Source organism: Celeribacter naphthalenivorans (genome assembly GCF_020524585.1).
GTDB classification, from domain to species: domain Bacteria; phylum Pseudomonadota; class Alphaproteobacteria; order Rhodobacterales; family Rhodobacteraceae; genus Celeribacter; species Celeribacter naphthalenivorans.
Map to the genome: position 1 here is coordinate 354,606 of NZ_JAIVLK010000001.1, position 23,697 is coordinate 378,302.

Annotated in this window: 21 protein-coding genes and 2 tRNA genes; 18 read left to right on the top strand and 5 right to left on the bottom strand. The window is 60.2% G+C overall.

Annotation, left to right across the window (positions count from 1 at the left end):
- The first annotated feature begins 159 nt into the window (after window positions 1-159).
- From LC094_RS01740 to LC094_RS01760, 5 genes are all read left to right on the top strand, one after another.
- Window positions 160-2,499 (top strand): Ig-like domain-containing protein, encoded by a 2,340-nt coding sequence (locus LC094_RS01740; protein ID WP_226549612.1) that lies wholly within the window; start codon window positions 160-162, stop codon window positions 2,497-2,499.
- A gap of 827 nt (window positions 2,500-3,326) precedes the next feature.
- Window positions 3,327-4,250, top strand: coding sequence for a polysaccharide pyruvyl transferase family protein (locus LC094_RS01745; protein WP_226549614.1), 924 nt, complete (start codon window positions 3,327-3,329; stop codon window positions 4,248-4,250).
- A gap of 152 nt (window positions 4,251-4,402) precedes the next feature.
- Window positions 4,403-4,479, top strand: a tRNA-Asp gene (locus LC094_RS01750).
- Window positions 4,480-4,542: 63 nt separating this feature from the next.
- Window positions 4,543-4,619, top strand: a tRNA-Asp gene (locus LC094_RS01755).
- 150 nt (window positions 4,620-4,769) lie between these two features.
- Window positions 4,770-5,624 carry a DMT family transporter gene (locus LC094_RS01760; protein WP_226549616.1) on the top strand — a complete coding sequence of 285 codons (855 nt, stop codon included), beginning with the start codon at window positions 4,770-4,772 and terminating at the stop codon, window positions 5,622-5,624.
- Here the strand turns inward: LC094_RS01760 and LC094_RS01765 are convergent.
- Together LC094_RS01765 and LC094_RS01770 are read right to left on the bottom strand one after the other, a co-directional pair.
- Window positions 5,621-7,018, bottom strand: a complete 1,398-nt coding sequence (locus LC094_RS01765) for a helix-turn-helix domain-containing protein (protein ID WP_226549619.1) — start codon at window positions 7,016-7,018, stop codon at window positions 5,621-5,623. The two genes, LC094_RS01760 and LC094_RS01765, sit on opposite strands and share 4 nt — an antisense overlap.
- Window positions 7,019-7,144: 126 nt before the next feature.
- A complete protein-coding gene (locus LC094_RS01770; protein ID WP_226549622.1) occupies window positions 7,145-8,362 on the bottom strand; it encodes a multidrug effflux MFS transporter in 1,218 nt (405 codons plus the stop codon).
- 260 nt (window positions 8,363-8,622) lie between these two features.
- On the opposite strand from LC094_RS01770, the gene LC094_RS01775 reads away from it, so the two are divergent.
- The 7 genes from LC094_RS01775 to LC094_RS01805 all read left to right on the top strand — a co-directional run bounded on the left by LC094_RS01775 (window position 8,623) and on the right by LC094_RS01805 (window position 14,510).
- Entirely contained in the window at window positions 8,623-10,155 is a 1,533-nt protein-coding gene (locus LC094_RS01775) for an acyl-CoA carboxylase subunit beta (protein ID WP_226549625.1), read from the top strand.
- Window positions 10,156-10,165: 10 nt separating this feature from the next.
- Window positions 10,166-10,519, top strand: a complete 354-nt coding sequence (locus LC094_RS01780; protein WP_226549628.1) for a hypothetical protein — start codon at window positions 10,166-10,168, stop codon at window positions 10,517-10,519.
- A gap of 1 nt (window position 10,520) precedes the next feature.
- The gene (locus tag LC094_RS01785) at window positions 10,521-10,934 is read left to right on the top strand and encodes a DUF6497 family protein (protein WP_226549630.1); all 414 of its coding nucleotides are present in this window, start codon (window positions 10,521-10,523) and stop codon (window positions 10,932-10,934) included.
- A gap of 1 nt (window position 10,935) precedes the next feature.
- The gene (locus LC094_RS01790; protein ID WP_226549632.1) at window positions 10,936-11,343 is read left to right on the top strand and encodes a RidA family protein; all 408 of its coding nucleotides are present in this window, start codon (window positions 10,936-10,938) and stop codon (window positions 11,341-11,343) included.
- A 14-nt stretch (window positions 11,344-11,357) separates the two neighbouring features.
- A complete protein-coding gene (locus LC094_RS01795; protein ID WP_226550342.1) occupies window positions 11,358-11,777 on the top strand; it encodes a hypothetical protein in 420 nt (139 codons plus the stop codon).
- 373 nt (window positions 11,778-12,150) lie between these two features.
- Entirely contained in the window at window positions 12,151-12,351 is a 201-nt protein-coding gene (locus tag LC094_RS01800) for a glycine zipper 2TM domain-containing protein (RefSeq protein WP_219783747.1), read from the top strand.
- Window positions 12,352-12,512: 161 nt separating this feature from the next.
- On the top strand, window positions 12,513-14,510 hold the full coding sequence (locus LC094_RS01805; RefSeq protein ID WP_226549633.1) for an acetyl-CoA carboxylase biotin carboxylase subunit: 1,998 nt from the start codon (window positions 12,513-12,515) through the stop codon (window positions 14,508-14,510).
- Between the two features lie 164 nt (window positions 14,511-14,674).
- On the opposite strand, the gene LC094_RS01810 is transcribed toward LC094_RS01805, so the two are convergent.
- Window positions 14,675-15,148, bottom strand: coding sequence for a DUF4174 domain-containing protein (locus tag LC094_RS01810; protein ID WP_226549635.1), 474 nt, complete (start codon window positions 15,146-15,148; stop codon window positions 14,675-14,677).
- A gap of 105 nt (window positions 15,149-15,253) precedes the next feature.
- On the opposite strand from LC094_RS01810, the gene scpA reads away from it, so the two are divergent.
- A complete protein-coding gene (scpA, locus tag LC094_RS01815; RefSeq protein WP_226549637.1) occupies window positions 15,254-17,377 on the top strand; it encodes a methylmalonyl-CoA mutase in 2,124 nt (707 codons plus the stop codon).
- Between the two features lie 75 nt (window positions 17,378-17,452).
- Here scpA and nhaA read toward each other — a convergent pair whose 3' ends face one another.
- Complete coding sequence (nhaA, locus tag LC094_RS01820) at window positions 17,453-18,673, bottom strand: Na+/H+ antiporter NhaA (protein ID WP_226549639.1); 1,221 nt, start codon at window positions 18,671-18,673, stop codon at window positions 17,453-17,455.
- A gap of 91 nt (window positions 18,674-18,764) precedes the next feature.
- Between nhaA and LC094_RS01825 the strand changes: the two genes are divergently transcribed.
- Genes LC094_RS01825 through LC094_RS01845 form a run of 5 tightly spaced genes read left to right on the top strand, consistent with a single transcriptional unit; the run spans window position 18,765 to window position 22,014 of the window.
- Complete coding sequence (locus LC094_RS01825; RefSeq protein WP_226549642.1) at window positions 18,765-19,397, top strand: VOC family protein; 633 nt, start codon at window positions 18,765-18,767, stop codon at window positions 19,395-19,397.
- Entirely contained in the window at window positions 19,394-19,897 is a 504-nt protein-coding gene (locus tag LC094_RS01830) for a GNAT family N-acetyltransferase (RefSeq protein ID WP_226549645.1), read from the top strand. The genes LC094_RS01825 and LC094_RS01830 overlap by 4 nt, the downstream gene beginning before the upstream one ends.
- Before the next feature lie 52 nt (window positions 19,898-19,949).
- A complete protein-coding gene (locus LC094_RS01835) occupies window positions 19,950-20,633 on the top strand; it encodes a molecular chaperone DjiA (RefSeq protein WP_226549648.1) in 684 nt (227 codons plus the stop codon).
- Complete coding sequence (locus tag LC094_RS01840) at window positions 20,633-21,673, top strand: endonuclease/exonuclease/phosphatase family protein (protein ID WP_226550343.1); 1,041 nt, start codon at window positions 20,633-20,635, stop codon at window positions 21,671-21,673. Before LC094_RS01835 ends, LC094_RS01840 begins: the two co-directional genes overlap by 1 nt.
- A 38-nt stretch (window positions 21,674-21,711) precedes the next feature.
- The gene (locus LC094_RS01845) at window positions 21,712-22,014 is read left to right on the top strand and encodes an AAA+ family ATPase (protein WP_226549651.1); all 303 of its coding nucleotides are present in this window, start codon (window positions 21,712-21,714) and stop codon (window positions 22,012-22,014) included.
- Window positions 22,015-22,017: 3 nt separating this feature from the next.
- Here the strand turns inward: LC094_RS01845 and LC094_RS01850 are convergent, their stop codons facing one another.
- The gene (locus LC094_RS01850) at window positions 22,018-23,598 is read right to left on the bottom strand and encodes a Ppx/GppA family phosphatase (protein WP_226549655.1); all 1,581 of its coding nucleotides are present in this window, start codon (window positions 23,596-23,598) and stop codon (window positions 22,018-22,020) included.
- Window positions 23,599-23,697 lie beyond the last annotated feature (99 nt).

Here is a 23,697-nt window from a genome sequence, read left to right on the forward strand (position 1 = left end):
GCAGGACAGGCCGACCCATCAAGTACACCACGCGCCTCGATCCGGCGCGGATTGATCTTCATTCACAGTCTGCTGTTACGTCGCATGAGGGGATCATGGGCAAGACAAAGGTTTTTTGCGCGGCGCAGGCCGTCGGGGGGCCTGAGGAGGGCTGACATCATGCGGAATTTCGTTTTTGAACACATCACTGGGCACACGGCATGTCTGCGGAGCGGCGCCATGCGGCCCGGAAATCGGCAAGCGATCGGCCGGATCACATGGATGTGGGTCGCGATGCTCCTGGTGCTACTCGTCGGAGGTGGCAAACCGGCGCGGGCCCTAGACACATGGTATGGAGGCAACTATAGCGGTGGATATTTAGGCTCCTGCTGGTTTGGTGTGAAGAGCAATGGCACAGGCGCACATGTCCGATTGGAAACGGGAGGCTACTTCTATGCTGGCGGTTATTTGTACTCCTTCGGGGCGTCGGGGGGGCAGCTCATCAGTAAAACCAGCATCACGATACCCTACTTGGAAAACACCTGCGGCTTTTCATCCGTCAGAAACCTAGTTCAGAGCACGCCTGCAGGGTCTTATGCCGATGAAGTATGGTATGGGTTCGAGTTTGAATACGTAAAGCTTGGGGATGGCTTGTACCGCCTCAAAGAAGGCCTGCAGGGCGCCACAGGCACCCAGAGGGTATCAGAAGACATGTTGATTGATCCCGCACCGACCGTCACCCTGTCCGGTCTTGCCAGCAGCTTCAGCGGCCCGCAAACCATCACCGCCACTTTCAGTGAGCCGGTTACCGGTTTTGAGGCTTCAGATATTCAGACCAGCAATGGCACCGTCTCGGGGTTCAGTGGCGCGAGCAACTCCTACAGCTTCACCCTCACGCCTGCCGGGGCAGGTGCGGTTTCGGTTTCGGTTCCGGCAGATGCAGCAATCGACAGTATTTCTTTGGGGAACGCGGCTTCTAACACGCTCTCCGGGGTAGCTGGCACTGTGCCAATTGCAGATGCCGGGGGAGATCAGGCGGTGCTTTCGGGCGCCCAAGTCACACTGGACGGCACGGGCAGCAGCGACGGAGACGGCACCATCGCCAGCTATCAATGGACCCGTACCGGGGGCAGCGGCAATGCGAGCAATGCGCAATTGTCGGATGCAACGGCGGTGCAGCCGACATTTACCGATTCCTCATTGGCATGGAACGCAGCGTCGGTCACACATATCTTTGAATTGGTGGTGACCGATAATGATGGGTACGCCTCGGTTGCCGACAGCGTGACCATCACGATCAATGCGCCTGTGGATATGACAGCCCCCGGGGTCAGTATCTCCACCGCCCCGATCACGGTTCAGCCCGGAACGACATTCGATGTCGACATCGCCTTTTCCGAACCGGTGACAGGCCTGCAAATAGCGGACATCTCTGTGACCAACGCAAGCGTTTCAGGATTAAGCGGCGGCGGGGACACCTATGTGGCAACGCTGACCGCCGCAGGTTCGGGTGAGGTCACCGTCACCGTCCCCGCGGGCGCCGCTCAGGATGTGGCCGGCAACGACAACACCGCGTCCAATACGCTTAGAATTGCCGATACCACTGTCCGGGAAACACAAAAGCTGATTGCGGAGTTCATGCAGACCCGCGCCAATCTGCTTTTGCGTCATCAGCCGGGCCTGACCCGTTTCCTTTCGGGAACAGGGGGGCGGACCTTCGGAGCGCAAGTGACCCGCACCCAAGGGAGCTTTGAATTCACCAGCAACCCCGAATATCCGGTCTGGGCCGAACTGGCCGGCGCGTGGAGTGAGGACGACACCAGTGAGAGCACGTATGTCTTCGGGGCCATTGGCGCCCATCAGAAGATCACGCCAAACTTTCTTTTGGGGGCAATGGTCGAGATCGATCACGTCACGCAAAACAATGATCAGGCCGAAATTGAAGGCACGGGCTGGATGGTCGGGCCGTATTTCGTCGCGAAAAGCGCCGAACACCCGCTCTATTTCGAAGGACGCCTGCTCTATGGCGAAAGCCAGAACAAGATCGCGCCGTTCGGCACCTACAAGGATGAATTCGACACACAGCGCCTTTTGGCTCAGCTCAAGGTCACGGGTGAGGTCGTGCAGGGCAGAACCACTTGGTTGCCTTTCTTTGACCTGTCCTACACCACCGACGATCAGGACGCATATACCGATAGTCAGGGCAACACGATCCCGTCTCAGGGGATCAAACTGGGCCAGATCGAGGCGGGTTTGGATTTCAGCATCATGATGCCGGCACGTCAGGGTGACATCGAACTTTGGGGCGGGATCTCGGGCATCTGGTCCAGCACCGGCGGCAGCGGTTTCGCCCGCAGCGTCACCCCGGATTACGAGGAGGGACGGGCCAGCGTGAAACTCGGTTTGAATCACACGTTGCCCGGCAATCAGCGCCTATCCATCTCAAGTTTCTATGACGGCATCGGCGCAAATGACTACGAAAGCTATGGGTTGAGTGTCGGCTATGAGAAGGCGTTCTAAATGTCTGTCAGGCACATGCTTTCAAAAAAGACCGGGGCGGTGTGTATCTGTCTTTAGGGCGGTTGCTGCTGATCAACTGTCATTAAACAGAATGAGGCCACGACACATTGAGTGGCCGCACCATCTCGCATTGCCGACTTTCGCTGCGGGGGCGATAGCAAGTGCGCCTGATTTGCCAACGTGTGGAATGGACGACGGAGCTCCTCCCCATCCGTTGAACAGTTTCCGGCGTAAATTTAGCTACTCTACGCTGCTGCTGATCGGGTTGGGTTTTGTCATGTCTCAGCCAATAGACCAGGGTTAGCGGTCTGCCGCCAAGGACGGAATGGGGGGGCAATTCAGCGATAGGCTGCCGCCCCTCTCGGCGTTGCTTGATGTGCGAGCCTGTCTATGGCAGCCTGCGTCATACTGGGGCAGGAAAGATCTTGTTTTAGGCCCTGAAACGCTGGTTTGTCGTGAACAGCATAGAATGCCGATCGTTGAGGATCATGTGGTCGAATTTGTCGCGTCTTAAGATGGCACTTGCTGCCGCTCTGCGGGGAGCGATCTTCAGGGCGTACCCGCCGCGCGACATAGGAAGTGCGCTTTGGTTCAATAAACTTGGCCAACGGCACTTCCCCTTGCAAAGGTGCGAAGTCGTATCGGTTAAAAACAGAACCTTGTCCCAGATTACAATAGGTTGGCAGGCTGACGCTTCGTTTACACCGAAGATGTCGGGCGTTCGAGCCTCTCACGACCCACCATTTCCCAGTATTTTACGTTTCTGCGTCGATGCACGTTGCATCTTAAATGTCTGTATGTGCCGTATGACGGAATAGGGAAATTCAATGCCCCGTTTTGAAGCGTCAGAGTCCTACGCAAATGCGTCGCCGAGCAACTTCTACAAGCTTGCCTCCAAGTTTGGCTTTACGAATTCCTGGAATGTCTATTGGTTTTACTCTGCGACAGAGGGCCTGAATTTCGGTGACTGGATCGGCCCCTATCTTTTCCACAAGATCACGGGGCGCAAAGCGCGGCGTGTCAAAGGCAAGGGGCCCTTGGGTGAGGTTTTTCTCAGCTGTGGCAGCGTCTTAGGGCATGTGAAGCAGGCACATAAGGCGATTGTCTGGGGGAGCGGCGCTCTGACGGAGAAGACCCGCTTTCCTGAGCCCAAGGAAATCCATGCGGTCAGAGGGCCGCTCTCGCGCGAGATTTGCATCCGTCAGGGCTATGATTGCCCCGCGATTTATGGCGACCCCGGCAGTCTGATGCCACTCTTTTTCGACCCGGAACGACCTGGGGAGACAGCCGATCTTGGCATTATTCCGCATCACTCAGAGGTCGAGGATGTCTGCGCGCAGTTTGCGCAGATGGATGGGGTGAAGATCATTGATGTGCGGCGGCCCTTGGAGACGGTGATCTCCGACATCGTGGCCTGTCATGCCATCGTGTCGACCTCCCTGCATGGGGTGATCATCGCGGATGCCTATAAGGTGCCAGTCGCCTGGGCGACGTTTCATGGTCAGCTGCGTGGCGGTGATTTCAAGTTCAAGGATTACTTTCTCGGGATCGGGCTCACAGAGATGCCAGTCCCGGTTGATTTGAAAGTGGTTCAGGACAAGGACGCTTTGATGAAATTGGCGCGTGAGCGAGCAAGTCCCGATCTGACCGAGGTGCAGAAGCGTTTGCTGACACAGTATCCGACGCGCTATGGCCGCGTCGATGAGGTGCTCAATGCGCTTCCTGAAGCAGCAAAAACAGGCGACCTGTGAGGGGGGCTGTTGTGTCATCCGGGGTCTGACAAAACTCCGTCCAAAGTTTTTTCTCCCACCTGACACTTTTTCGCGATTCCGTGCTTGACGAGGGCGCGCCCCGGCCATAGAACGCCCCTCACGTTCAGGACACGGTCTTGATCGGGCAGCGGGCGGTTGTAGCTCAGTTGGTTAGAGTACCGGCCTGTCACGCCGGGGGTCGCGGGTTCGAGCCCCGTCAACCGCGCCATCGCTGCCAGACTATCGCCCTTCGGGGCACGCCTGAAAAAGGCACCGCCTGAAAAGGTAATGCGCGGTTGTAGCTCAGTTGGTTAGAGTACCGGCCTGTCACGCCGGGGGTCGCGGGTTCGAGCCCCGTCAACCGCGCCACTTTTCCTCAAAATATCAGTCTTACACGTCAAAGATCACCATTCCCTCACCGGAATGTTGTCTTTGCCGTCTTGTGCCTTTGCTCCAAAGCGACAGTATGGTCTGAACGGACATGCGGGGGGAGCCGGGGGAGACATGGGGACATCAGACATGGGGACATCATATGACAGCACGCAGGCCCTGCGCGTCATTGGCCTTTTGGCGCTGACACTCGTGGCCTTCGCCGCCAATTCGCTTTTGACCCGCGCGGCGCTCACCGATCCGGCCAATGGGGCGCTGTCTTTCGCGGGTGTGCGCCTTGCCTCCGGGGCGCTGGTGCTTTTGCTCATTGGAACGTTCCGAGGCGATACGCTGTTGCCAAGACGTCAGGACGCCCCTGCCATTGCAGCGCTCTTTGTCTACGCCGCCGCCTTTTCGCTCTCTTACCGTGCCATGTCCGCCGCAAGCGGCGCGCTGATCCTTTTCGCCGTAGTGCAGGTCACCATGCTGGCCGTCGCCCGTGCGCGCGGGATGCGGATCGGGGCCTTGGGCGGGGCAGGGGTCATCTTGGCCATGGCTGGCTTGGTCTGGCTGTTGCTCCCGGGTCTGCAAGCACCGCCTTTGAAGGCCGCACTGCTCATGGCGCTCTCCGGTGTGGCCTGGGGCGTCTACAGCCTTCTGGGTCAAGGCGCCGGAGAGCCCACCGGGCGCACCATCCGCAACTTCATCGGTACGCTGCCTCTTGTGCCGGCGGTCTTCCTCATCGCCCCGCCGAGCCTCACAGGCTTCGGTTGGCTCATGGCGCTGCTCTCGGGCGGCGTGGCCTCCGCACTTGGTTACATGCTCTGGTATCGCGTCCTGCCCATGATCGCGGCGCCGCTGGCCGCCAGCGCACAGCTTTCCGTGCCGCTGATCACCGCCTTGGGCGGGGTGCTCTTCCTCGGTGAGACATTGGGGCTGCGGTTCGTCCTCGCCTCCGTCCTGATCCTCGGCGGCATTTACCTGACCAGCAAACGTCGCGCCTAGTCGATCCGATAGGGCAGGGTGCCGCGGTCGTTCGGGTCGATGTTCAGGCGTCGCTCCAGAGGCGGGATCGAGCGTTGGTGGCAGTCGCGGCGTTCGCAAATCCGACAGGAAATTCCGATGGGCTCAAAGGCTGCCGGTTTCGACACGTCGAGATCGTCGGCATAGACCAGCTCCGAGGCGTGGGTGACCTCGCAGCCCAGCCCAATCGCGTAGCGACGCACCGGCGCATGAAAGGCACCGCCGGGTTTCGAGACGTCGCGGGCAATTGACAGATAGCGCACCCCGTCCGGCGTCTCCGCCAGTTGACGCAGGAAATGTCCAGGCCGTTCAAAGGCTTGGTGCACATTCCACAGCGGGCAGGCGCCGCCATAGCGGGCAAATTGCAACCGTGTCGCAGAGTGGCGTTTGGTGATCGTGCCCGCTTGATCGACGCGGACGAAATAAAACGGAATCCCCTTGGCGCCGGGGCGTTGCAGGGTCGACAGACGGTGCGCGACCTGCTCGACTGAGGCGCCAAACCGTTCGGCCAGCATTTCTAGGTCATGCCGGGTTTCCTGCGCCGCTTCCAGGAACGCGCCATAGGGCAAAAGGGCGGCGCCTGCGAAGTAATTGGCAAGACCGATGCGTGCAATCTGGCGGGATTCCTCGCTTTGGAGGCGCGCCAAATCAAGCGTCGCGTCGAGCAATTTGCCCTGCGTGACCAGGGCCAGTTGGTGCAGGATCTGGAACCGTCGCGTGGCGGTCGAGACGCGCGATGAAATCGTCAACTCGCCGGCGCGCTCGTCATAGCGGCGCAGTTCCTTCGTGCCGCTGCGCAGCGTGATGCCCTTTTGCTCGAGCGTCTCGATCGCGGCGCGGACCACGTCGCGGGCCTCTCCATGCGGGCGGGCAAAATTCTCGGCGGCGCGGTCGATGGCATCGAGGTAGTTGTCGCAATAGTGAAAAAAATCGCGGACCTCTTCCCAGGGGCTCGCGCGCGCCGGGCTGTCTTCGCGGTCCAGCGCCTCGTCCATCGAGGCGAGGCGCTCGGTGGTCTGACGATAGGCGCGGTGCAGTTCAAGAAAGGCGCGGGCCAGCGCAGGCGCGTTCGAGGCCGCAAGCCGCAGATCGGCCAGAGGCGGCGCGCCATCGGCAAAGACCGGATCGGCCAGCGCCTCGCGCATGTCCGTGACCATGCGTTCGGCATCGCCCGAGGACAGCTCGGTGACGTCAAAGCCAAACTCCTGTGCGAGCGCCAGAACCACGCCGGTCGAGACCGGGCGGTTGTTGTTCTCCATCTGATTGAGATAGGGCAGGGAGACGCCAAGCTTTTCGGCAAAGGCACGTTGCGTGAGGCCGAGCCGCGTGCGGGTCTCGCGCAATTTTGCTCCGGCATAGAGTTTCTGCTGGGCCATTTTTCCTCACTTTTGCCCCATGGGAGGGGGCGTGACGCCTTTTGCAAAACAAGATTTGCCACTGCAAACCCCGTCTGGCAAGAGGAGAAACGTCGCAGCACAGGTGTGCAGTGTGTGGCGATGAGGTCAGTTGTCCACGAAGCTGCGTTCGCGGCGAATGACCCAGAGTGCCGCCAGAATGGACGAGAAAGACGCACAGAGCATGATGACCAAAAGCGGCATCGCGCCGCCATCTTCGGTCAAAACCGTGCCTGCAAAGGCCGACAGGATCGCACCGCCACCGATGAACATCGAGCCGCCCAGTCCCGCCGCGGTGCCTGCCAAGTGGGGTCGGACGGAGAGCGATCCGGCGATGGAATTCGGCAGCTGCATGCCGTTGCCCAGACCCAAAAGCGTGATGAGCGCAAAGAAGCTTTCTGCGGTGGCGCGGTCGATCAGAAAAAGCAGGAGAGAGGCGAGGACGCCCAGCGAACAAATGCCCGCGCCGATCAAGATCATGGTGTTCATGCCGAGGCGGGCGGAGAATTTTCCGGCTAGGAAATTGCCGAAGAAATAGCCCACGGCGGGAGCCGCCATGTAAAGGCCGAGGCGGTCCTCGGTCAGGTGGAAAATATTGGAGCCCAGAAAGGGCGCGCCGCCCAAAAAGGCGAAATAGGCGCCGGAGGCGGTGGCGGCGGAGATGGCGTAGCCGAGGAAGCGTTGCGAGCGCAGCAACTCGGGGAAGCCACGCAGGGTGTCGCGTACGGATTTCCCGGATTTGGGGGCGGTTTCGCCCGAGTCGAAGATGACAATCACCAGTAAAACAAGGCCAACGGCGAACAAAAGCCAAAAGCTGCTCTGCCAGCCGAAGAGCTTGGTCAGATAGCCGCCCACGGTCGGCGCGACCATCGGCACAAGCGACATGCCCATGGTGACATAGGCGATCATCTGCGCGGCTTCTTCGCCGGGCACGATGTCGCGCACGATGGCGCGGGACAAGACCATGCCGGTGACGATCCCGGCCTGAACCGCCCGCATCAATAGAAAGATTTGCGCTGATGGGGCATAGATCGCACCGAGGGTGGCGGCGAGAAAAATCACGATCCCGCCGATCAAAACAGGGCGGCGTCCAAGGCGGTCGGAGAGCGGCCCGACGACCAGCTGTAGCGCAGCATTCACGGCGAGAAAGATCGCGATGGAGAGCTGCATCACGCTATACTCTGTGCCGAAATATTCGGTCATTTCCGGCAGCGCAGGCAGGAAGACGTTCATGGTCATGGCGGGGATACCGGCCATGAGGACGAGCGTGAAAATATGCGGCGGCGTGCGCCTGTCGAGAAAGCGTGTGATCGGTTTTTGAGCCATTGCGCCACCATAGGTGGGTCAGGTTTTCTGTCTACGGAGATTCTGGCGCAGCGCGGATTGGTTTTTGCACAGGTTGCAGGAGATGCTGCGCACAGGGCCGCAGCTGTGCTGCGCGACACGGCCATTTCGATGGGGTAAAGTTTGCATTTTTGCGATTTCCAGCCGCCATGCTTTGCATCTTTTGCAAATCTGCCAGACTCCGCTATGAAATATTATTGCTTCCGCCTATGGTGCGGATGAAATGACGAGGAGGCCTACCCGTGAAAGACATCATCAAAGAACTTCACGATCGCCGCGATGACGCCCGCCTGGGAGGGGGGCAGCGTCGCATCGACAGTCAGCACGCCAAGGGCAAGCTGACCGCGCGCGAACGCATCGAATTGCTTCTGGACGAAGACAGCTTCGAAGAGTTCGACATGTTCAAAACCCACCGCTGCACCGATTTCGGCATGGAAGCCAGCAAGCCCTATGGCGACGGTGTGATCACCGGCTGGGGCACGATCAACGGGCGGATGGTCTATGTCTTTTCGCAGGATTTCACGGTCTTCGGCGGGTCTTTGTCGGAAACCCACGCCGAGAAAATCGTCAAGATCATGGATATGGCGGTGCAAAACGGCGCGCCTGTCATCGGTCTGAACGACTCAGGCGGTGCGCGGATTCAGGAAGGCGTCGCCTCTCTCGCGGGCTATGCCGAAGTGTTCCAGCGCAACATCATGGCCTCCGGCGTCGTGCCGCAGATCTCCGTCATCATGGGGCCCTGCGCCGGTGGGGCTGTCTATTCGCCCGCGATGACCGACTTCATCTTCATGGTGAAAGACACGTCTTACATGTTCGTGACCGGCCCCGACGTGGTGAAAACCGTGACGAATGAGGTGGTGACCGCTGAGGAACTGGGTGGGGCCTCCACCCACACCAAGAAATCCTCCGTCGCCGATGGTGCGTTCGAGAATGACGTCGAAGCGTTGTCCGAAGTGCGCCGCCTCGTCGATTTCCTGCCGCTGAACAACCGCGAAAAAGCGCCGGTGCGCCCGTTCTTTGATGAGCCTGGCCGGATCGAAGCCTCGCTCGACACGATCATCCCGGACAACGCGAACACGCCCTACGACATGAAGGAAGTGATCCACAAGATCGCGGATGAGGGCGATTTCTACGAGATTCAGGAAGACCACGCCAAGAACATCATCACCGGTTTCATCCGCCTCGAAGGCCAGACGGTCGGCGTGGTGGCGAACCAGCCGATGGTGCTCGCGGGCTGTCTCGACATCGACAGCTCGAAAAAGGCGGCGCGGTTCGTGCGCTTCTGCGATGCGTTCGAAATTCCGGTGCTGACGCTGGTCGATGTGCCGGGCTTCTTGCCGGGGACCTCTCAAGAATATGGCGGCGTGATCAAACACGGTGCGAAACTTCTGTTTGCTTACGGCGAAGCCACCGTGCCGAAGGTGACCGTGATCACCCGTAAGGCCTACGGCGGCGCCTATGACGTGATGGCGTCGAAACACCTGCGCGGGGACTTCAACTACGCCTGGCCGACCGCCGAGATCGCAGTGATGGGCGCCAAAGGGGCGACCGAGATCATCCACCGTGCCGATCTGGGCGACGCGGAGAAAATCGCGGCGCACACGCAAAACTACGAAGACCGGTTCGCGAACCCCTTCGTGGCGGCGGAACGCGGGTTCATCGACGAGGTGATCCAGCCGCGCTCGACCCGCAAACGTGTGGCCCGGGCCTTCGCGAGCTTGCGCAATAAAAAGCTCGAGAACCCGTGGAAAAAGCACGACAACATTCCGCTCTGAGGCGGATGTTGTGAGCCGTTCTCGCTGGCATATGTCCGAGGTGGACGGCGCGCTCATCGTGGCGCGCCGGAGCCCCGCGCATTTCGATGTCGCGGCCAAGACCCTGATCGAAGGTGGGGCGGACCTGCGCAAATCCCGCGTGGCGCATCAGGTGCGTCAGGACATGTGGCGGGCGCTGCAATCCTTGCGGGGACTGGCGCCCGTGGTGCGGGTGGTGGCGCAGGGCGAGGACCTTGAAATCACCGCTGGCGGCATGATTGCGGGGCGGTTCCCGAAACACGACAGCGAAGCCCGCATTCAGGCGGTGCTGGATAATCCCGACAATCGCGCCCGTTGGGTCCGGTTCGCGAAAAGGAGGTCATGACATGATTGCAAGACGGATCGCATCTGCGGCTTTGGCCTCTGTCATAGGGATGGCCGCCTTGGCGGAATTGACGCCTGTCGAGGCCGAAGACTTGACCGTGCCCTCCGGCCAGCCGGTAACATTCTATGACACGGTGATGGACCAATCCGCCATGGGGCTGACCGCGCGGTTCCGGTTTCTCGCGCCTGAGCTGCCGCGCTATTTGAAAGATCTGTCTTATGAAGAGCTTGAGGCCGATCTTTCGGCGCTGTGCGTGAGCTACGCCTTGCCGCGCCTCAGCGCACCGGAACCTGCGATGATCGTGATTTCGCTCTCCGAGGCGCCCACCGAATTCGGCTCCACCGACCCGGAGGTGGCGCAGGTCTTTGAGGCCTACCGCCCGGTGGATGGCCTCTGTGAATGGGAGGCGTTTTGAGATGGCGCCGAAGTTTCACATGTTCTCCAATGGCCCGCGCCCCGTCGCGCCGTTTTCGCATGCGGTCGAGGACGATGGCTGGGTCATTCTGACCGGCCAGATGCCGACCGACCCAAACGCCCCCGACGCGGCGCTGCCCGAGGGGATTGAGGCGCAGACCCGGCGCGTGATGGACAATCTTTTGCTCATTCTGGGCGAATTGGGGCTTGGGCCTGAGCATATTATGCAGTGCCGCTGTTTTCTCACAGAGTTCGAACGCGACTACGCCCTGTTCAACGAGACCTACAAAAGCTACTTCCCTCTCGATCGGCTTCCGGCGCGCACCACAGTGGGCGTGACCGCGTTGGCCGTGGGCGCACTGGTCGAGATCGACCTGATTGCGCGCAGACCTGATGAGGGAGACAGCTGATGGCACGCGACTACATGCTCAAACATAAGGGGTTTCCGGGGCGTTTGCCCGGCTCCGATTATCAATTCGTCATTCGACGCGCGAACCCGAAAGGGGTGACGCCCCTGAAGGCGTTGGAGCGCTACAAGGACCGCAAACCGGCCGACAAACGCGCCGATGCCGCCTTTATGAAAGCGCTCTGGGAGCATTTCGGCGAAGAGCAATTCGAACGCGGCAATCTCGATGCCGGGCGTCTGTCCTGGCTTTTCGGGCGCGAAGTGGTGCCTGCGGACCCCGAGGATTTCGATCCGGCGTCCTATGAGGCGCTGTTGCAGATCGACCTGCGCCGGGCCATGGCCTCTTTCCCTGAAATCTTCGCCGAAGGTGAGGACGAAGAGATGCCCGATTGGGACGACATGTGGAACGGGGACAATGATGAGGACATGAGGGACTGATGCGCGGGTTTTCGCTTGGCATACCGGCATTTGCGCGAACTGCTGCCCATATCGGCGGGCAGGGCGGGCATGGCCTTGTGAGCGAGCGGATTACATCCCATCCTTTCCTCATGGCAACGACGACCAGCAACGTCGGAGCCTGTTCTGAAAACCGTTACCCTTCCCCTCTGGCGAGGTCCGTGCCCCCCCCGCGCGGCCCTCGCCACTCTTTCTTTTCAGGCCGCGTTCTGAACGGGGATGTGATTGGCGATGAGGCTGGGCATGGACTTGGGCGTGGTTTCGCCCATCCCTGCCGTGCTGGCGAAATTCTCTTTTCGATGGGGTTGACCTGCGCTAGCATTGGCTCAGTCATAACCACACCAAGAGCAGAAAAATGCGCAAATCCATTCTTATTCTTTCCCTCGTTTCCGCAACGGTCCTCGCGGGCTGCATGCAAACGGACGGCGAACGTGCCCTCGCAGGTGCAGCCGCTGGTGCCATCGTCGCTGATGCAACCGACAACAACGCGCTCACCGGCGCGGCCCTCGGTGCGCTCGCAGGCACCTACTGCGACGACGCAGGTATCTGTAACTGATCATAACCGTCTGAACGGCCGTCGTGCGCGGCCTTTGGATCGGAGTGTTGAGAGCTTCTCGGACGTAACTGTCCGGGGAGCTTTTTCGTGTTTGAAACTGACGATCCGACAGCGGGCAGCCGCCCGGTCGGGACTGATTTAAGAAAGGGAGAGGGCAGGACATGTTCGACAAGATCCTGATTGCGAACCGCGGCGAGATCGCTTGCCGGGTGATGAAAACCGCCAAGAAGATGGGGATCAAGACGGTCGCCATTTATTCGGATGCGGACAAACACGCGTTGCATGTGCAGATGGCGGACGAAGCGGTGCACATCGGTCCGCCGCCGGCGAACCAGTCCTATATCGTCATCGACAAGGTGATGGACGCGATCAAACAGACCGGCGCGCAGGCGGTGCATCCGGGCTATGGGTTCCTCTCCGAGAACTCGAAATTCGCCGAGGCGCTGGCCGACGCGGGCGTCGCTTTTGTCGGCCCGCCGAAAGGCGCGATCGAAGCCATGGGCGACAAGATCACTTCGAAAAAACTCGCCCAAGAGGCGGGTGTCTCGACGGTTCCGGGCTACATGGGCCTCATTGAGGATGCCGACGAGGCGGTGAAAATCTCCAATGAAATCGGCTATCCGGTGATGATCAAAGCCTCCGCCGGGGGCGGTGGTAAAGGCATGCGGATCGCCTGGAACGACGAAGAAGCCCGCGAAGGGTTCCAGTCGTCCAAGAACGAGGCCGCAAGCTCCTTTGGCGACGACCGGATTTTCATCGAGAAATTCGTGACCCAGCCGCGCCACATCGAGATTCAGGTGCTCTGCGACGCGCATGGCAACGGCATTTACCTCAACGAACGCGAATGTTCGATCCAGCGCCGCAACCAGAAAGTCATTGAAGAGGCGCCGTCGCCCTTCCTCGATGAAGCGACCCGCAAAGCCATGGGCGAACAGGCTGTCGCTCTGGCCAAAGCCGTGGATTACACCTCGGCGGGCACCGTGGAATTCATCGTCGATGGCGACCGCAATTTCTACTTCCTCGAAATGAACACCCGCCTTCAGGTGGAACACCCGGTGACCGAGTTGATCACGGGCGTCGATCTCGTCGAACAGATGATCCGCATCGCCAATGGCGAGCCGCTGTCGATCACCCAGGACGATGTGAAAATCAACGGCTGGGCGATGGAAAGCCGCCTCTACGCCGAGGACCCCTATCGCAACTTCCTGCCTTCCATCGGGCGGCTGACGAAATACCGTCCGCCGGAAGAAATCGTCACGAAAACCAATGTCGTGCGCAATGACACCGGCGTCTATGAGGGCGGCGAGATTTCGATGTATTACGACCCGATGATCGCCAAGCTCTGCACCTGGGGCCCGGATCGCGCGGCGGCCATCGAGAACATGCGCAACGCGCTGGACGCGTTTGAGGTCGAGGGCATCGGCCACAACCTGCCGTTCCTCTCCGCCGTCTACGATCACCCGAAATTCGTCTCCGGCGACATGACCACGGCCTTCATCGCCGAGGAATATCCCGAAGGGTTCGAGGGCGCGGAGCTGCCCTATGAGGACCTCGAGCGCATCGCCGCCGCCGCCGCCGCCATGTATCGTGTCGCGGAAATCCGTCGCACGCGCATCTCGGGCCGGATGGACAACCACGAGCGCACCGTTGGCACCGATTGGGTGGTTCAGATCGGCGAGTACGATTTTCCGCTGACCATTGAGGCTGACAAAAACGGCTCCACCGTGTTGATCAACGACAAGAAACATCGTTGCGAAAGCACTTGGGTGCCGGGCGACACTTTGGCGCTGATCGACATGGATCACGGCACTTTGACGCTGAAAGTCGGCAAGATCCCCGGCGGGTTCCGCATCCGCAACCGAGGCGCCGATCTCAAGGTCTACGTCCGCAGCCCGCGGGCCGCCGAACTGTCGAAATTCATGATCGAGAAACTGCCGCCGGACACCTCGAAACTGCTCCTCTGCCCGATGCCGGGCCTGATCGTGAAGGTGAACGTCGAGGTCGGCGACGAGATTCAGGAAGGTCAGGCGCTCTGCACCGTCGAAGCGATGAAAATGGAAAACATCCTGCGCGCCGAGCGCAAAGGCGTGGTCTCCAAAATCAACGCAGGCCCCGGTGACAGCCTTGCGGTCGACGAAGTGATCATGGAGTTCGAATAACCCATGACGGCCGGGCGGGCATATGCGGTCGGGAAGGATGCGGAGGCTGGAGAAATGTTCTCATTTTGCGCGAGCCAGACCGCAGCTTTTCGCACCAGCCTGCCCGGGCATGTCTATGAAATGCTCTGCGCGCAAGACCTGCGCGCAGAAGCGAGCGGTGAGACTCACCGCCCGCTTTCCAGCTCCTGCTGTCTGAGCGGTGTTTTGTCGATGGCGCGGGTGATCTCGCGGACGTTCCAAGGTGCGGGTTTGCGGAGCATGACACGGCCGTCCTTGTCCACAATCACCAGCGCAAAGCCACGCGGGCGCAGTGCCGTGCGGATCGGTGAACGGGTGTCCGGGTCGGTGTCGGTCAGAACCACCACGTCGCGTTCCAAAAGTGCGTCAGGGCGGTTTTCCAGCAAAGCGATCTGGTCGCTGAACGAAGGGTCCAGCGGGCTGTCGGCAAAGACCACCAGTACGCGCGCGGCCCATTTGAAGTCGGAAAGCTCGGTGTCGCCCGCCTCTTGGATCAGAGGGGCTGGCGTTTCGGCGACGGTCTCCGGTTCGGGCGGGGTGTCCTGTGCAAAACCGGCAGTCGGCGCCAACGGTGGCGTGAGAAAAAGCGCAATAAGTGCTGTGACATAGAGATGTTTCATCGGTCCTCCCGCGGGTCTCCTTTATATAGGACGATGAGAGGGCCAAACCAAGGTTGAACGTGACACTTCAAGGTGTTGCGCAAAGAATATGGAGAGGAGCCGGATATGACGGACAGGAAAAAGTGGGAAGAACTTGCCACGAAGGAGTTGCGGGGCAAGCCGCTTGAGAGCCTTGAGTGGGACACGCTGGAAGGCATCAAGGTCAAGCCGCTCTATGCTGAGGACGATCTTGCGGGCATGGATCATCTCGGCAACACGCCGGGGATGGAGCCGTTCACGCGCGGTGTGAAGGCGACGATGTATGCCGGACGTCCTTGGACCATCCGCCAATATGCGGGCTTCTCGACCGCCGAGGAATCGAATGCCTTTTACCGCAAGGCGCTTGCTGCTGGTCAGCAGGGTGTCTCGGTCGCTTTCGATCTGGCGACGCACCGGGGCTACGATTCCGATCACCCGCGCGTGGTCGGCGATGTCGGTAAGGCCGGTGTGGCGATTGACAGCGTCGAGGACATGAAAATCCTCTTCGACGGCATTCCTTTGGACAAGGTCTCCGTCTCGATGACGATGAACGGGGCTGTTATTCCGATCCTCGCCAATTTCATCGTGACGGGGGAGGAACAGGGGCATGATCGCGCGCTTCTGGCCGGGACCATTCAGAACGACATTCTGAAAGAGTTCATGGTGCGCAACACCTATATCTACCCGCCCGAGCCCTCGATGAAGATCATCGCGGACATCATCGAGTTCACCGCCAACGAGATGCCGAAATTCAACTCGATCTCGATCTCCGGCTACCACATGCAGGAAGCGGGCGCGAACCTCGTGCAGGAGCTGGCCTTCACGCTGGCCGACGGGCGCGAATATGTGCGCACCGCGATCAATGCGGGCATGGATGTCGATAAATTCGCGGGCCGCCTGTCGTTCTTCTTCGCGATTGGTATGAACTTCTTTATGGAGGCCGCGAAACTGCGCGCCGCGCGCTACCTCTGGACCCGCGTGATGGACGAGTTCGAGCCGAAGCTCTCCAAGTCCAAGATGCTCCGCACCCACTGCCAGACTTCGGGCGTGTCGTTGCAAGAGCAAGACCCCTATAACAACGTGATCCGCACCGCCTATGAGGCAATGTCGGCGGCTCTGGGCGGCACGCAGTCCTTGCACACCAACGCGCTGGACGAGGCCATCGCGCTTCCGACCGAGTTCTCCGCGCGCATTGCCCGGAACACGCAGCTGATCCTTCAGGAAGAAACCGGGATCACCAATGTGGTCGATCCGCTCGCGGGCTCCTACTACGTCGAAAGCCTCACCAAGGAACTGGCCGACAAGGCCTGGGCCCTTATGGAGGAAATCGAAGAGATGGGCGGCATGACCAAGGCCGTCAACTCCGGCATGCCGAAGCTGCGGATCGAAGAGACCGCCGCGAAACGTCAGGCCAATATTGACCGTGGCGAGGAAGTCATCGTCGGCGTCAACAAATACCGCAAGGACAAGGAAGACCCGATCGACATTCTCGACGTGGACAACGTGGCCGTGCGCAACAGCCAGATCGCCCGCCTCGACAAGATCAAGGCGACCCGCGATGCCGCCAAAGTTGAGGAAACCCTCGGCGCTTTGGAAACGGCGGCGAAATCCGGCGAGGGCAACCTCCTGTCGCTGGCGGTCGAGGCCGCCCGTGCGCGTGCAACCGTTGGGGAGATTTCGATGGCCATGGAAAAAGCATTTGGACGTCACCGCGCCGAGGTGAAAACGCTGGCGGGGGTCTACGGCGCCGCCTACGAGGGCGACGAGGGCTTTGCCCAGATCCAGAAAGATGTGGAAACCTTTGCCGACAAAGCCGGGCGTCGTCCGCGCATGCTCGTCGTCAAAATGGGTCAGGACGGTCACGACCGCGGCGCGAAAGTCATCGCCACCGCCTTTGCCGACATCGGCTTTGACGTCGACGTTGGCCCTCTGTTCCAGACGCCGGAAGAGGCCGCTCAGGATGCCATCGACAATGACGTGCATATCGTGGGGATTTCCTCGCAGGCGGCCGGTCACAAGACGCTGGCACCGAAGCTGATCGAAGCTCTGAAAGAGCAGGGCGCCGAGGACATCATCGTGATCTGTGGCGGTGTGATCCCGCAGCAGGATTACGAATTCCTCTATAACGCGGGCGTCAAAGCGATCTTCGGGCCGGGCACCAACATCCCGGCGGCTGCGCGTCAGATCCTCGATCTGATCTCGACCGAATGATCTGAGTATTTGATCCGAAATGAAAAAGGGCCGGGGGATCGCTCCTCCGGCCCTTTTGTTTTGTCTGTGAGGCGTTTACTGCGCCGGTTCCTGAACTTCGGGCGCGGTCACGTCGGCCTCTTTCAGCGCGGCTTTGTCGTCTTCGACGGGGGCGAATTTCAGCACCACAAAGCCGATGATCGCGGAGATCACGGAGCCGGACAACACGCCGATACGGACCTCATTCATGTGGAAAGCATCGTCAAAGGACAACCCGCCGATGAAGAGCGACATGGTGAACCCGATGCCCGCGAGGGCTGCGACGCCGTAGATATGGAGCCAGGTTGCGCCAAAGGGTTTCTTAGCGACGCCCATCTTGACCAAAAGCCAGGTCATGCCGAAGACGCCGACCTGTTTGCCGAGGATGAGACCCAGGGCGATCCCCAAGGGCAGCGGCGAGAACACGTCGTCCATGGTAATCCCGGAAAGCACCACGCCGGCGTTGGCGAAGGCAAAGATCGGCACGATCAGGAAGAACACATAGGGCGAGAGCGCATGTTCGAGCGCATGCAGCGGCGATTTGCCCCATTTGTCTTTGATCGGGATGAAGAAGGCGGTGATCACGCCCGCGAGCGTCGCGTGGACACCGGATTTCAACACCAGAACCCAAAGCACCGTACCCAAGAGGATGATCGGTGCGATGCGGTGAATGCCCGCACGGTTGAGGTAGAACATGATCGCGAGCGGAATGACCGACAGGAACAGGTAGTCCAGATGCAGATCAGCGGTGTAGAAAAATGCGATGATCAGGATTGCGCCCAAGTCATCAAGGATCGCCAGCGTCAGCAAGAAAACTTTGAGCGAAGAGGGCACGCGGTCGCCCACAAGCGCCAGAATACCCAAAGCAAAGGCGATGTCGGTCGCCGCCGGAATGGCCCAGCCGCCGTGCGTTTCAGGCGAAGAAATATTGAGCGCGAAATAGACCAGAGCCGGGACAAACATGCCGCCGACGGCCGCCATGCCCGGCAGAACCACGTCACGCGGGTTCTTGAGCTTGCCTTCCATCAGCTCATGTTTGAGCTCTAGCCCCACGAGGAGGAAGAACACCGCCATCAATCCATCATTGATCCACAAGATCAAAGGCTTGGAGAGGCCGTTTTCGCCGAGCTGAACGGTGAAATACGATGACAGGGCGCCATCGTAATAGGGATAAAGCGAGGAATTGGCCACGAACATGGCAGCGACGGCGGCCACCATGAGCACGATTCCGCCTGAGATCTCACTGTCGAAGAACTGTTCCAATTTGCGCAGGAGCATTGTCTTTTTCTGGTCTTTCCTGAAAGTTGATTTAAAGGTGCGTTATATGGAAATGGGGCCTTTTTTAAAGGTTTCAATAAGGACAAGGGCAATGAACTATCAGATTGATCATTTGGTGATTTCCGCAGGCGATCTGGAACAGGGGCGCGATTGGGCCGAGGCTCTTTTGGGGGTTCCCTTCGGACCGCGTGGAGAACACAAGGATATGGCGACGGAAAACCGTCTGGTGGCGATGACTCGCCCGGATGGGGAAAAGGCCTATCTCGAAGTGATCGCGCCCGATCCTAAGGCGCAAAGACCGGATTTCCCGCGTTGGTTCGATTTGGACAACTTTGGCGGGACGCCGAAACTCACGAACTGGGTCGTGGCCTGTGCTGATCTGGAGGAGGCTTGGGAACGCGCCCCGGCTGATGTCGGTCGGATCATGTCGTTTCAACGCGGTGACTATGCCTGGCGGATGATCGTGCCGGAAACTGGCGTATTGCCCTATGACAATTGCTTTCCGGCGCTGATCGAATGGCACTCACCCCATCCGGCGCCGAAGCTGCTCGACCCGGGGTTGGCCTTTCGCAGGCTGAAAATTTCGCACCCCGATGCAGAGGGGCTGCGTGCCGCTCTTGCGCCTTTTGTCGAGGCGATGGAAAATGTTCGAATTGTACAAGCCCAAACCCCCGGTCTGACGGCCGAGATTGGCACACCCTCTGGGGAGATCTGGATCGCATGACTGAGAAACCCTACCTGCGCGACGCGACGCCTGCCGATGCTGCCGCGCTCAAAGCCATCATGGCGCCGGTCATAGCCGGCTCGACGGCGTCGTTTTCCTCGGAAGAGCGCGACGAGACTGCCTGGGCCGAGATGGTCACCGATCGCCTGAGCCGGGGCCGCGCTTTTTATGTCGCCGAACATCAGGGCGAGGTGGTGGGCTACGCGACCTACGACCAATTCCGTCCCGGCAACAACGGTTACCGCTTTACCATGGAGCACTCGGTTTACCTCAACGATGCGGCGCAGGGCTTTGGCCTTGGGCGGACGCTCATGTTGGTGGTCGAACAACATGCGCGTGAGGCGGGGCATCATTCGATGATTGCAGCGATTGATGCCGACAACGCGGGGTCCATCGCCTTTCACAAGGCCTTGGGCTACGCCGAGGCCGGGCGCATCCCGCAGGCCGGGTTCAAATTCGACCGCTGGCTGGATGTGTTGTTTTTGCAAAAATTCCTTTGAGAACACAGATTTGTCGCGGGACTTGTGACGCCAAAATAGGTAAGCTCGCGACATGTCGATCTGGTCCAAAATCCTTGAGGCGCTCAAGGCGCTGCGTGCGGGCGAAAGCCTGGCTTCTGTGTTTGAGCAATTTCGCTCTGACCCGGATCGGCGCGTGGGCTTTGCCATCGCGGTGATTGCCCTGGGCGCGAAAATGGCCAAGGCGGACGGTCAGGTGACCCGCGACGAGGTCACGGCCTTTCGCGAAGTGTTCCTGATCGCGCCAGAGGACGAAGCCGCCGCCGCCCGCGTGTTCAACCTTGCCCGCCAAGACGTGGCGGGGTTCGAGGACTACGCCAAGAGCGTGAAAAAGATGTATGGCGCGGAATGCCGCCCGCTGATGGACATCATGGATGGGCTGTTTCACATCGCCATGGCCGACGGGGAATATCACCCCGGCGAGGATGCGTTTCTGATCCGTGTGGCGGAGATTTTCGACATCGAAGACCGCGCCTTTCGGGTGCTGCGCGCGCGATATGTGCCCGATGCACTGCGCGATCCTTACGATGTGCTCGGCGTCGAGCCCTCTGCCTCGCTTGCGGAGATTAAATCGGCCTATCGGGCGCTGGTGCGCGAGACCCATCCCGACCGGATGATTGCCCGCGGCGTGCCCGAAGAGGCGGTGCAATTGGCCTCTGACCGGCTGGTTGAGATCAACGCGGCCTGGGAGGAAATCTCCGCGGAGCGCGCGGCGTGATCCGCATCGCGACCTATAATGTCGAATGGTTCGACAACCTTTTCGACCGGATGGGCCGCCCGCAGGCCGACGACAAATGGTCCGCCCGGCACAATGTGACCCGCGAGATGCAGCTCGAATCCCTCGGTATCGTGTTCAACGCGCTGGATGCCGACGCGATCATGGTGATCGAGGCGCCGGACACCAATCGCAAACGCGACACACGCCGCGCGCTGGAGCAATTCGCCGATTGGGCGGGGCTGCGGGCCATGGCGGTCGAGATCGGCTATATCAACGAGACGCAGCAAGAGATTGCCCTGATGTACGACCCGCTGGTGCTGCGTGCGCGGCATGATCCGGTCGGGGCACCTGCGGACTTGGGCGATGACTTCGAGCCGCCTGCCTTCAATTCGATCTATCGGCTGGATCTCGACACGGATCGGGACCGCGAAGAGGTGCGGTTCTCAAAGCCGCCGCTGGAGCTTGCAATGGAAGTGCGCGAGACCGGCTTTGCCTTTCGCATGATCGGCGTGCATGTGAAATCCAAGGCCCCGCATGGCGCGCGCAGCCGCGATGACGTGATCCGCATTTCCATCGAGAACCGGCGCAAACAGTTGGCGCAATGCATCTGGTTGCGGGAACGGGTGGAGGGGCATCTGCGCGCGGGCGAGCCTTTGATCGTGCTAGGTGATTTCAACGACGGGCCGGGGCTTGATGAATATGAAAAGCTGTTCGGGCGCTCTGGCGTGGAGATCGTCATGGGCCGCGAAGACCCGGATGTGTCGCCCGAAATGCGCCTGTCGGACCCGCATGCGACCGAGGCGCTCACGCGGCGCGGCAATCAGGGGCGGACCTCTGCGCGGTTCTATATCGACGAGGAAAAGCGCTATCTTTCGGCGCTTTTGGACTATGTGATGGTGTCACAGGATTTGAAACAGGGCGCGCGCTGGCGCATCTGGCATCCGTTCGACGATCCGGTCTGTTTCAACACGCCGGAATTGAAAGAGGCGTTGCTCAAGGCGTCGGATCATTTCCCGGTGACGGTCGATCTCGACCTGTGAGACGCGGCAGGGGTGAAATCGGGCGGGCGAGACCTTATATGTTCCGTATGAGACAGATGATCCTGATCCCGATGCTCTTTCTTGCGGCACCTGTGCTGGCCGAGGACACGCCCTCTGATCCTGAGGAGGGCTGGAACCTGTTGCGCGAAGGCTCGAAATTGTTGCTCGAACATCTGTTTGAGGACATGGGGCCGGCGCTCAAGGAGCTTGAGGGCTATGTCGACGATCTCAATGCCTATGAGGCGCCGGTGATCCTGCCCAATGGCGACATCCTGATCCGGCGCAAACCCGAAGGCGCGCCGGAGGAGCCGAGCATCCCCGATGAGGGCATTGATCTCTAAGGCTCAAGACCGAAGGTGACGCACTTCGGTCTTGGCGCCGAGGCTATTGGCGAGCGACTGGAACCGCGCGTTGGTGACTTCGCCGAACAGATCTTCGGCCTCGGGGCGCAACGACAGGACCAGCTCTTTTTTCTTCGGGAAGTAGGCGATTTTGGCCATATCCGTCGGCACGTCCACGGCAAACATCGCGCCGAACCGCATCGCTTTGCCAAGCACCTCGGCATCGCGGATTTCCTTTTCCGAGAGCATCTCGATCAGATTGGCAAAGGGCGTGTTGTCGCGCGAGTTTTTGTAGCGGTGCAGCAGAGCAAGACCTAAGAAAATCCGTTCCTTATGGGTCAGGCCGCCCAGGTTGGCCCGCGTCGCATTGTCGAAACACACCTCGGCGCGGTAATCGGGATGCGCGCGCCAGGTGACGTCATGCAGCAGGCAGGCAGCGCGGATCAGCCGCATCTTTTCATATTGCCGGGCCTTGAAGATCGGCTCAATGAAGGCGTGAAGCTGCTTGCCAAAGCCGGGCAGGCGGGCGTCTTTCATCTCAGAGAACCGACACGCTTCGATCAGCGGATCACGGGCGCGCACGCTCTGCGGCATTTGCTCGTAAAGCATGCCTTCGCGGATGCCGTAGGACGAGACGCAAATCTCTTTCGGATGAAAGGTCCGCACCAACTGCCGCAGCACTTCGGAGGCAATCGGCACCAAAGACATCCGGCTCGACGAGGTGCCGGTTTTGGAGCGCAGCTCATCCATATCGCTTTTGCGGATGAATTTGATCGTTTCGGTGACCGACCGGCTCGACATCCGATATTCGTGCAGCACGTGCAGCGGGTAATTGCGCCGCTCCATATCGATCCGGGCAATCGCGCGCCAGGAGCCCCCCACAAGGTAAATGCGCGGATGCGCGGTGCCCATGGTCTCGGCCAGCTCTTTCATGATCGGCGCGATGTGATCCTTGAGACCCTGACGCCCGCCTTGGAGGCCCTGAAGTTTCAGCGGCCCCAAGGGCGAGGTCACGCGCTTGCCGACTTCGCCGTTGCGGACCTCGGCCAGTTCCATAGAGGAGCCGCCAATATCGCAGACCAGGCCATCCGCCTCGGGCCAGCCCAAAAGCACGCCCTGCGCCGAGAGCCGCGCCTCTTCCTCGCCGTCGATGACCCATAGGCTGAGGCCGGTCTCCCGCTCGATGTCCTCCCGAAAAGCGGGACCGTCCTCAGCCTCCCGCACCGCAGCGGTCGCAACCGCCGTCAGTGGGGGAATGCCCATGCCTTTCGCCAGTTTCTGAAACCGCCGGATGGCGGACATGGCGCGGACCTTGCCCTCCGGGTTGAGCCGCCCGGTTTCGCGCAGGCCAGCACCCAGCCCACACATGATTTTCTCGTTGTAGAAATAGGCCGGGCTGCGCGCCGCGCCGTCAAACACCACCAAACGCACGGAGTTCGACCCCACATCGACCACGCCGACCCGCGACAAAGCACGGGCCTCCGCGTCGAGAAACAGAGGGCGGCCAAAGACGCCCCAGTCTTGTGTCTCGGCTTCTGCGATTGCGCCTTGGTGTTCCGTCGCATCTTGCGAAAGATCGGTCATGACGGTGCCTATCTCGTTGGTCTTAAACGACAGTGCCAAATGGCTTCGACTTCGTAAATCGCATGGATTTTGGGCAAAATCCAGCGCCTTTTGGGGCGC

What these genes read in the sequence shown, in the direction of transcription:
- LC094_RS01745 (WP_226549614.1), top strand. Translation starts at nt 3,327, where the DNA reads ATGCCCCGTTTTGAAGCGTCAGAGTCCTACGCAAATGCGTCGCCGAGC.
- LC094_RS01785 (WP_226549630.1), top strand. Translation starts at nt 10,521, where the DNA reads ATGATTGCAAGACGGATCGCATCTGCGGCTTTGGCCTCTGTCATAGGG.
- scpA (WP_226549637.1), top strand. Translation starts at nt 15,254, where the DNA reads ATGACGGACAGGAAAAAGTGGGAAGAACTTGCCACGAAGGAGTTGCGG.
- LC094_RS01830 (WP_226549645.1), top strand. Translation starts at nt 19,394, where the DNA reads ATGACTGAGAAACCCTACCTGCGCGACGCGACGCCTGCCGATGCTGCC.
- LC094_RS01800 (WP_219783747.1), top strand. Translation starts at nt 12,151, where the DNA reads ATGCGCAAATCCATTCTTATTCTTTCCCTCGTTTCCGCAACGGTCCTC.
- LC094_RS01790 (WP_226549632.1), top strand. Translation starts at nt 10,936, where the DNA reads ATGGCGCCGAAGTTTCACATGTTCTCCAATGGCCCGCGCCCCGTCGCG.
- LC094_RS01740 (WP_226549612.1), top strand. Translation starts at nt 160, where the DNA reads ATGCGGAATTTCGTTTTTGAACACATCACTGGGCACACGGCATGTCTG.
- LC094_RS01850 (WP_226549655.1), bottom strand. Translation starts at nt 23,598, where the DNA reads ATGACCGATCTTTCGCAAGATGCGACGGAACACCAAGGCGCAATCGCA.
- LC094_RS01805 (WP_226549633.1), top strand. Translation starts at nt 12,513, where the DNA reads ATGTTCGACAAGATCCTGATTGCGAACCGCGGCGAGATCGCTTGCCGG.
- LC094_RS01760 (WP_226549616.1), top strand. Translation starts at nt 4,770, where the DNA reads ATGGGGACATCATATGACAGCACGCAGGCCCTGCGCGTCATTGGCCTT.
- LC094_RS01810 (WP_226549635.1), bottom strand. Translation starts at nt 15,148, where the DNA reads ATGAAACATCTCTATGTCACAGCACTTATTGCGCTTTTTCTCACGCCA.
- LC094_RS01770 (WP_226549622.1), bottom strand. Translation starts at nt 8,362, where the DNA reads ATGGCTCAAAAACCGATCACACGCTTTCTCGACAGGCGCACGCCGCCG.
- nhaA (WP_226549639.1), bottom strand. Translation starts at nt 18,673, where the DNA reads ATGCTCCTGCGCAAATTGGAACAGTTCTTCGACAGTGAGATCTCAGGC.
- LC094_RS01825 (WP_226549642.1), top strand. Translation starts at nt 18,765, where the DNA reads ATGAACTATCAGATTGATCATTTGGTGATTTCCGCAGGCGATCTGGAA.
- LC094_RS01765 (WP_226549619.1), bottom strand. Translation starts at nt 7,018, where the DNA reads ATGGCCCAGCAGAAACTCTATGCCGGAGCAAAATTGCGCGAGACCCGC.
- LC094_RS01835 (WP_226549648.1), top strand. Translation starts at nt 19,950, where the DNA reads ATGTCGATCTGGTCCAAAATCCTTGAGGCGCTCAAGGCGCTGCGTGCG.
- LC094_RS01845 (WP_226549651.1), top strand. Translation starts at nt 21,712, where the DNA reads ATGTTCCGTATGAGACAGATGATCCTGATCCCGATGCTCTTTCTTGCG.
- LC094_RS01795 (WP_226550342.1), top strand. Translation starts at nt 11,358, where the DNA reads ATGCTCAAACATAAGGGGTTTCCGGGGCGTTTGCCCGGCTCCGATTAT.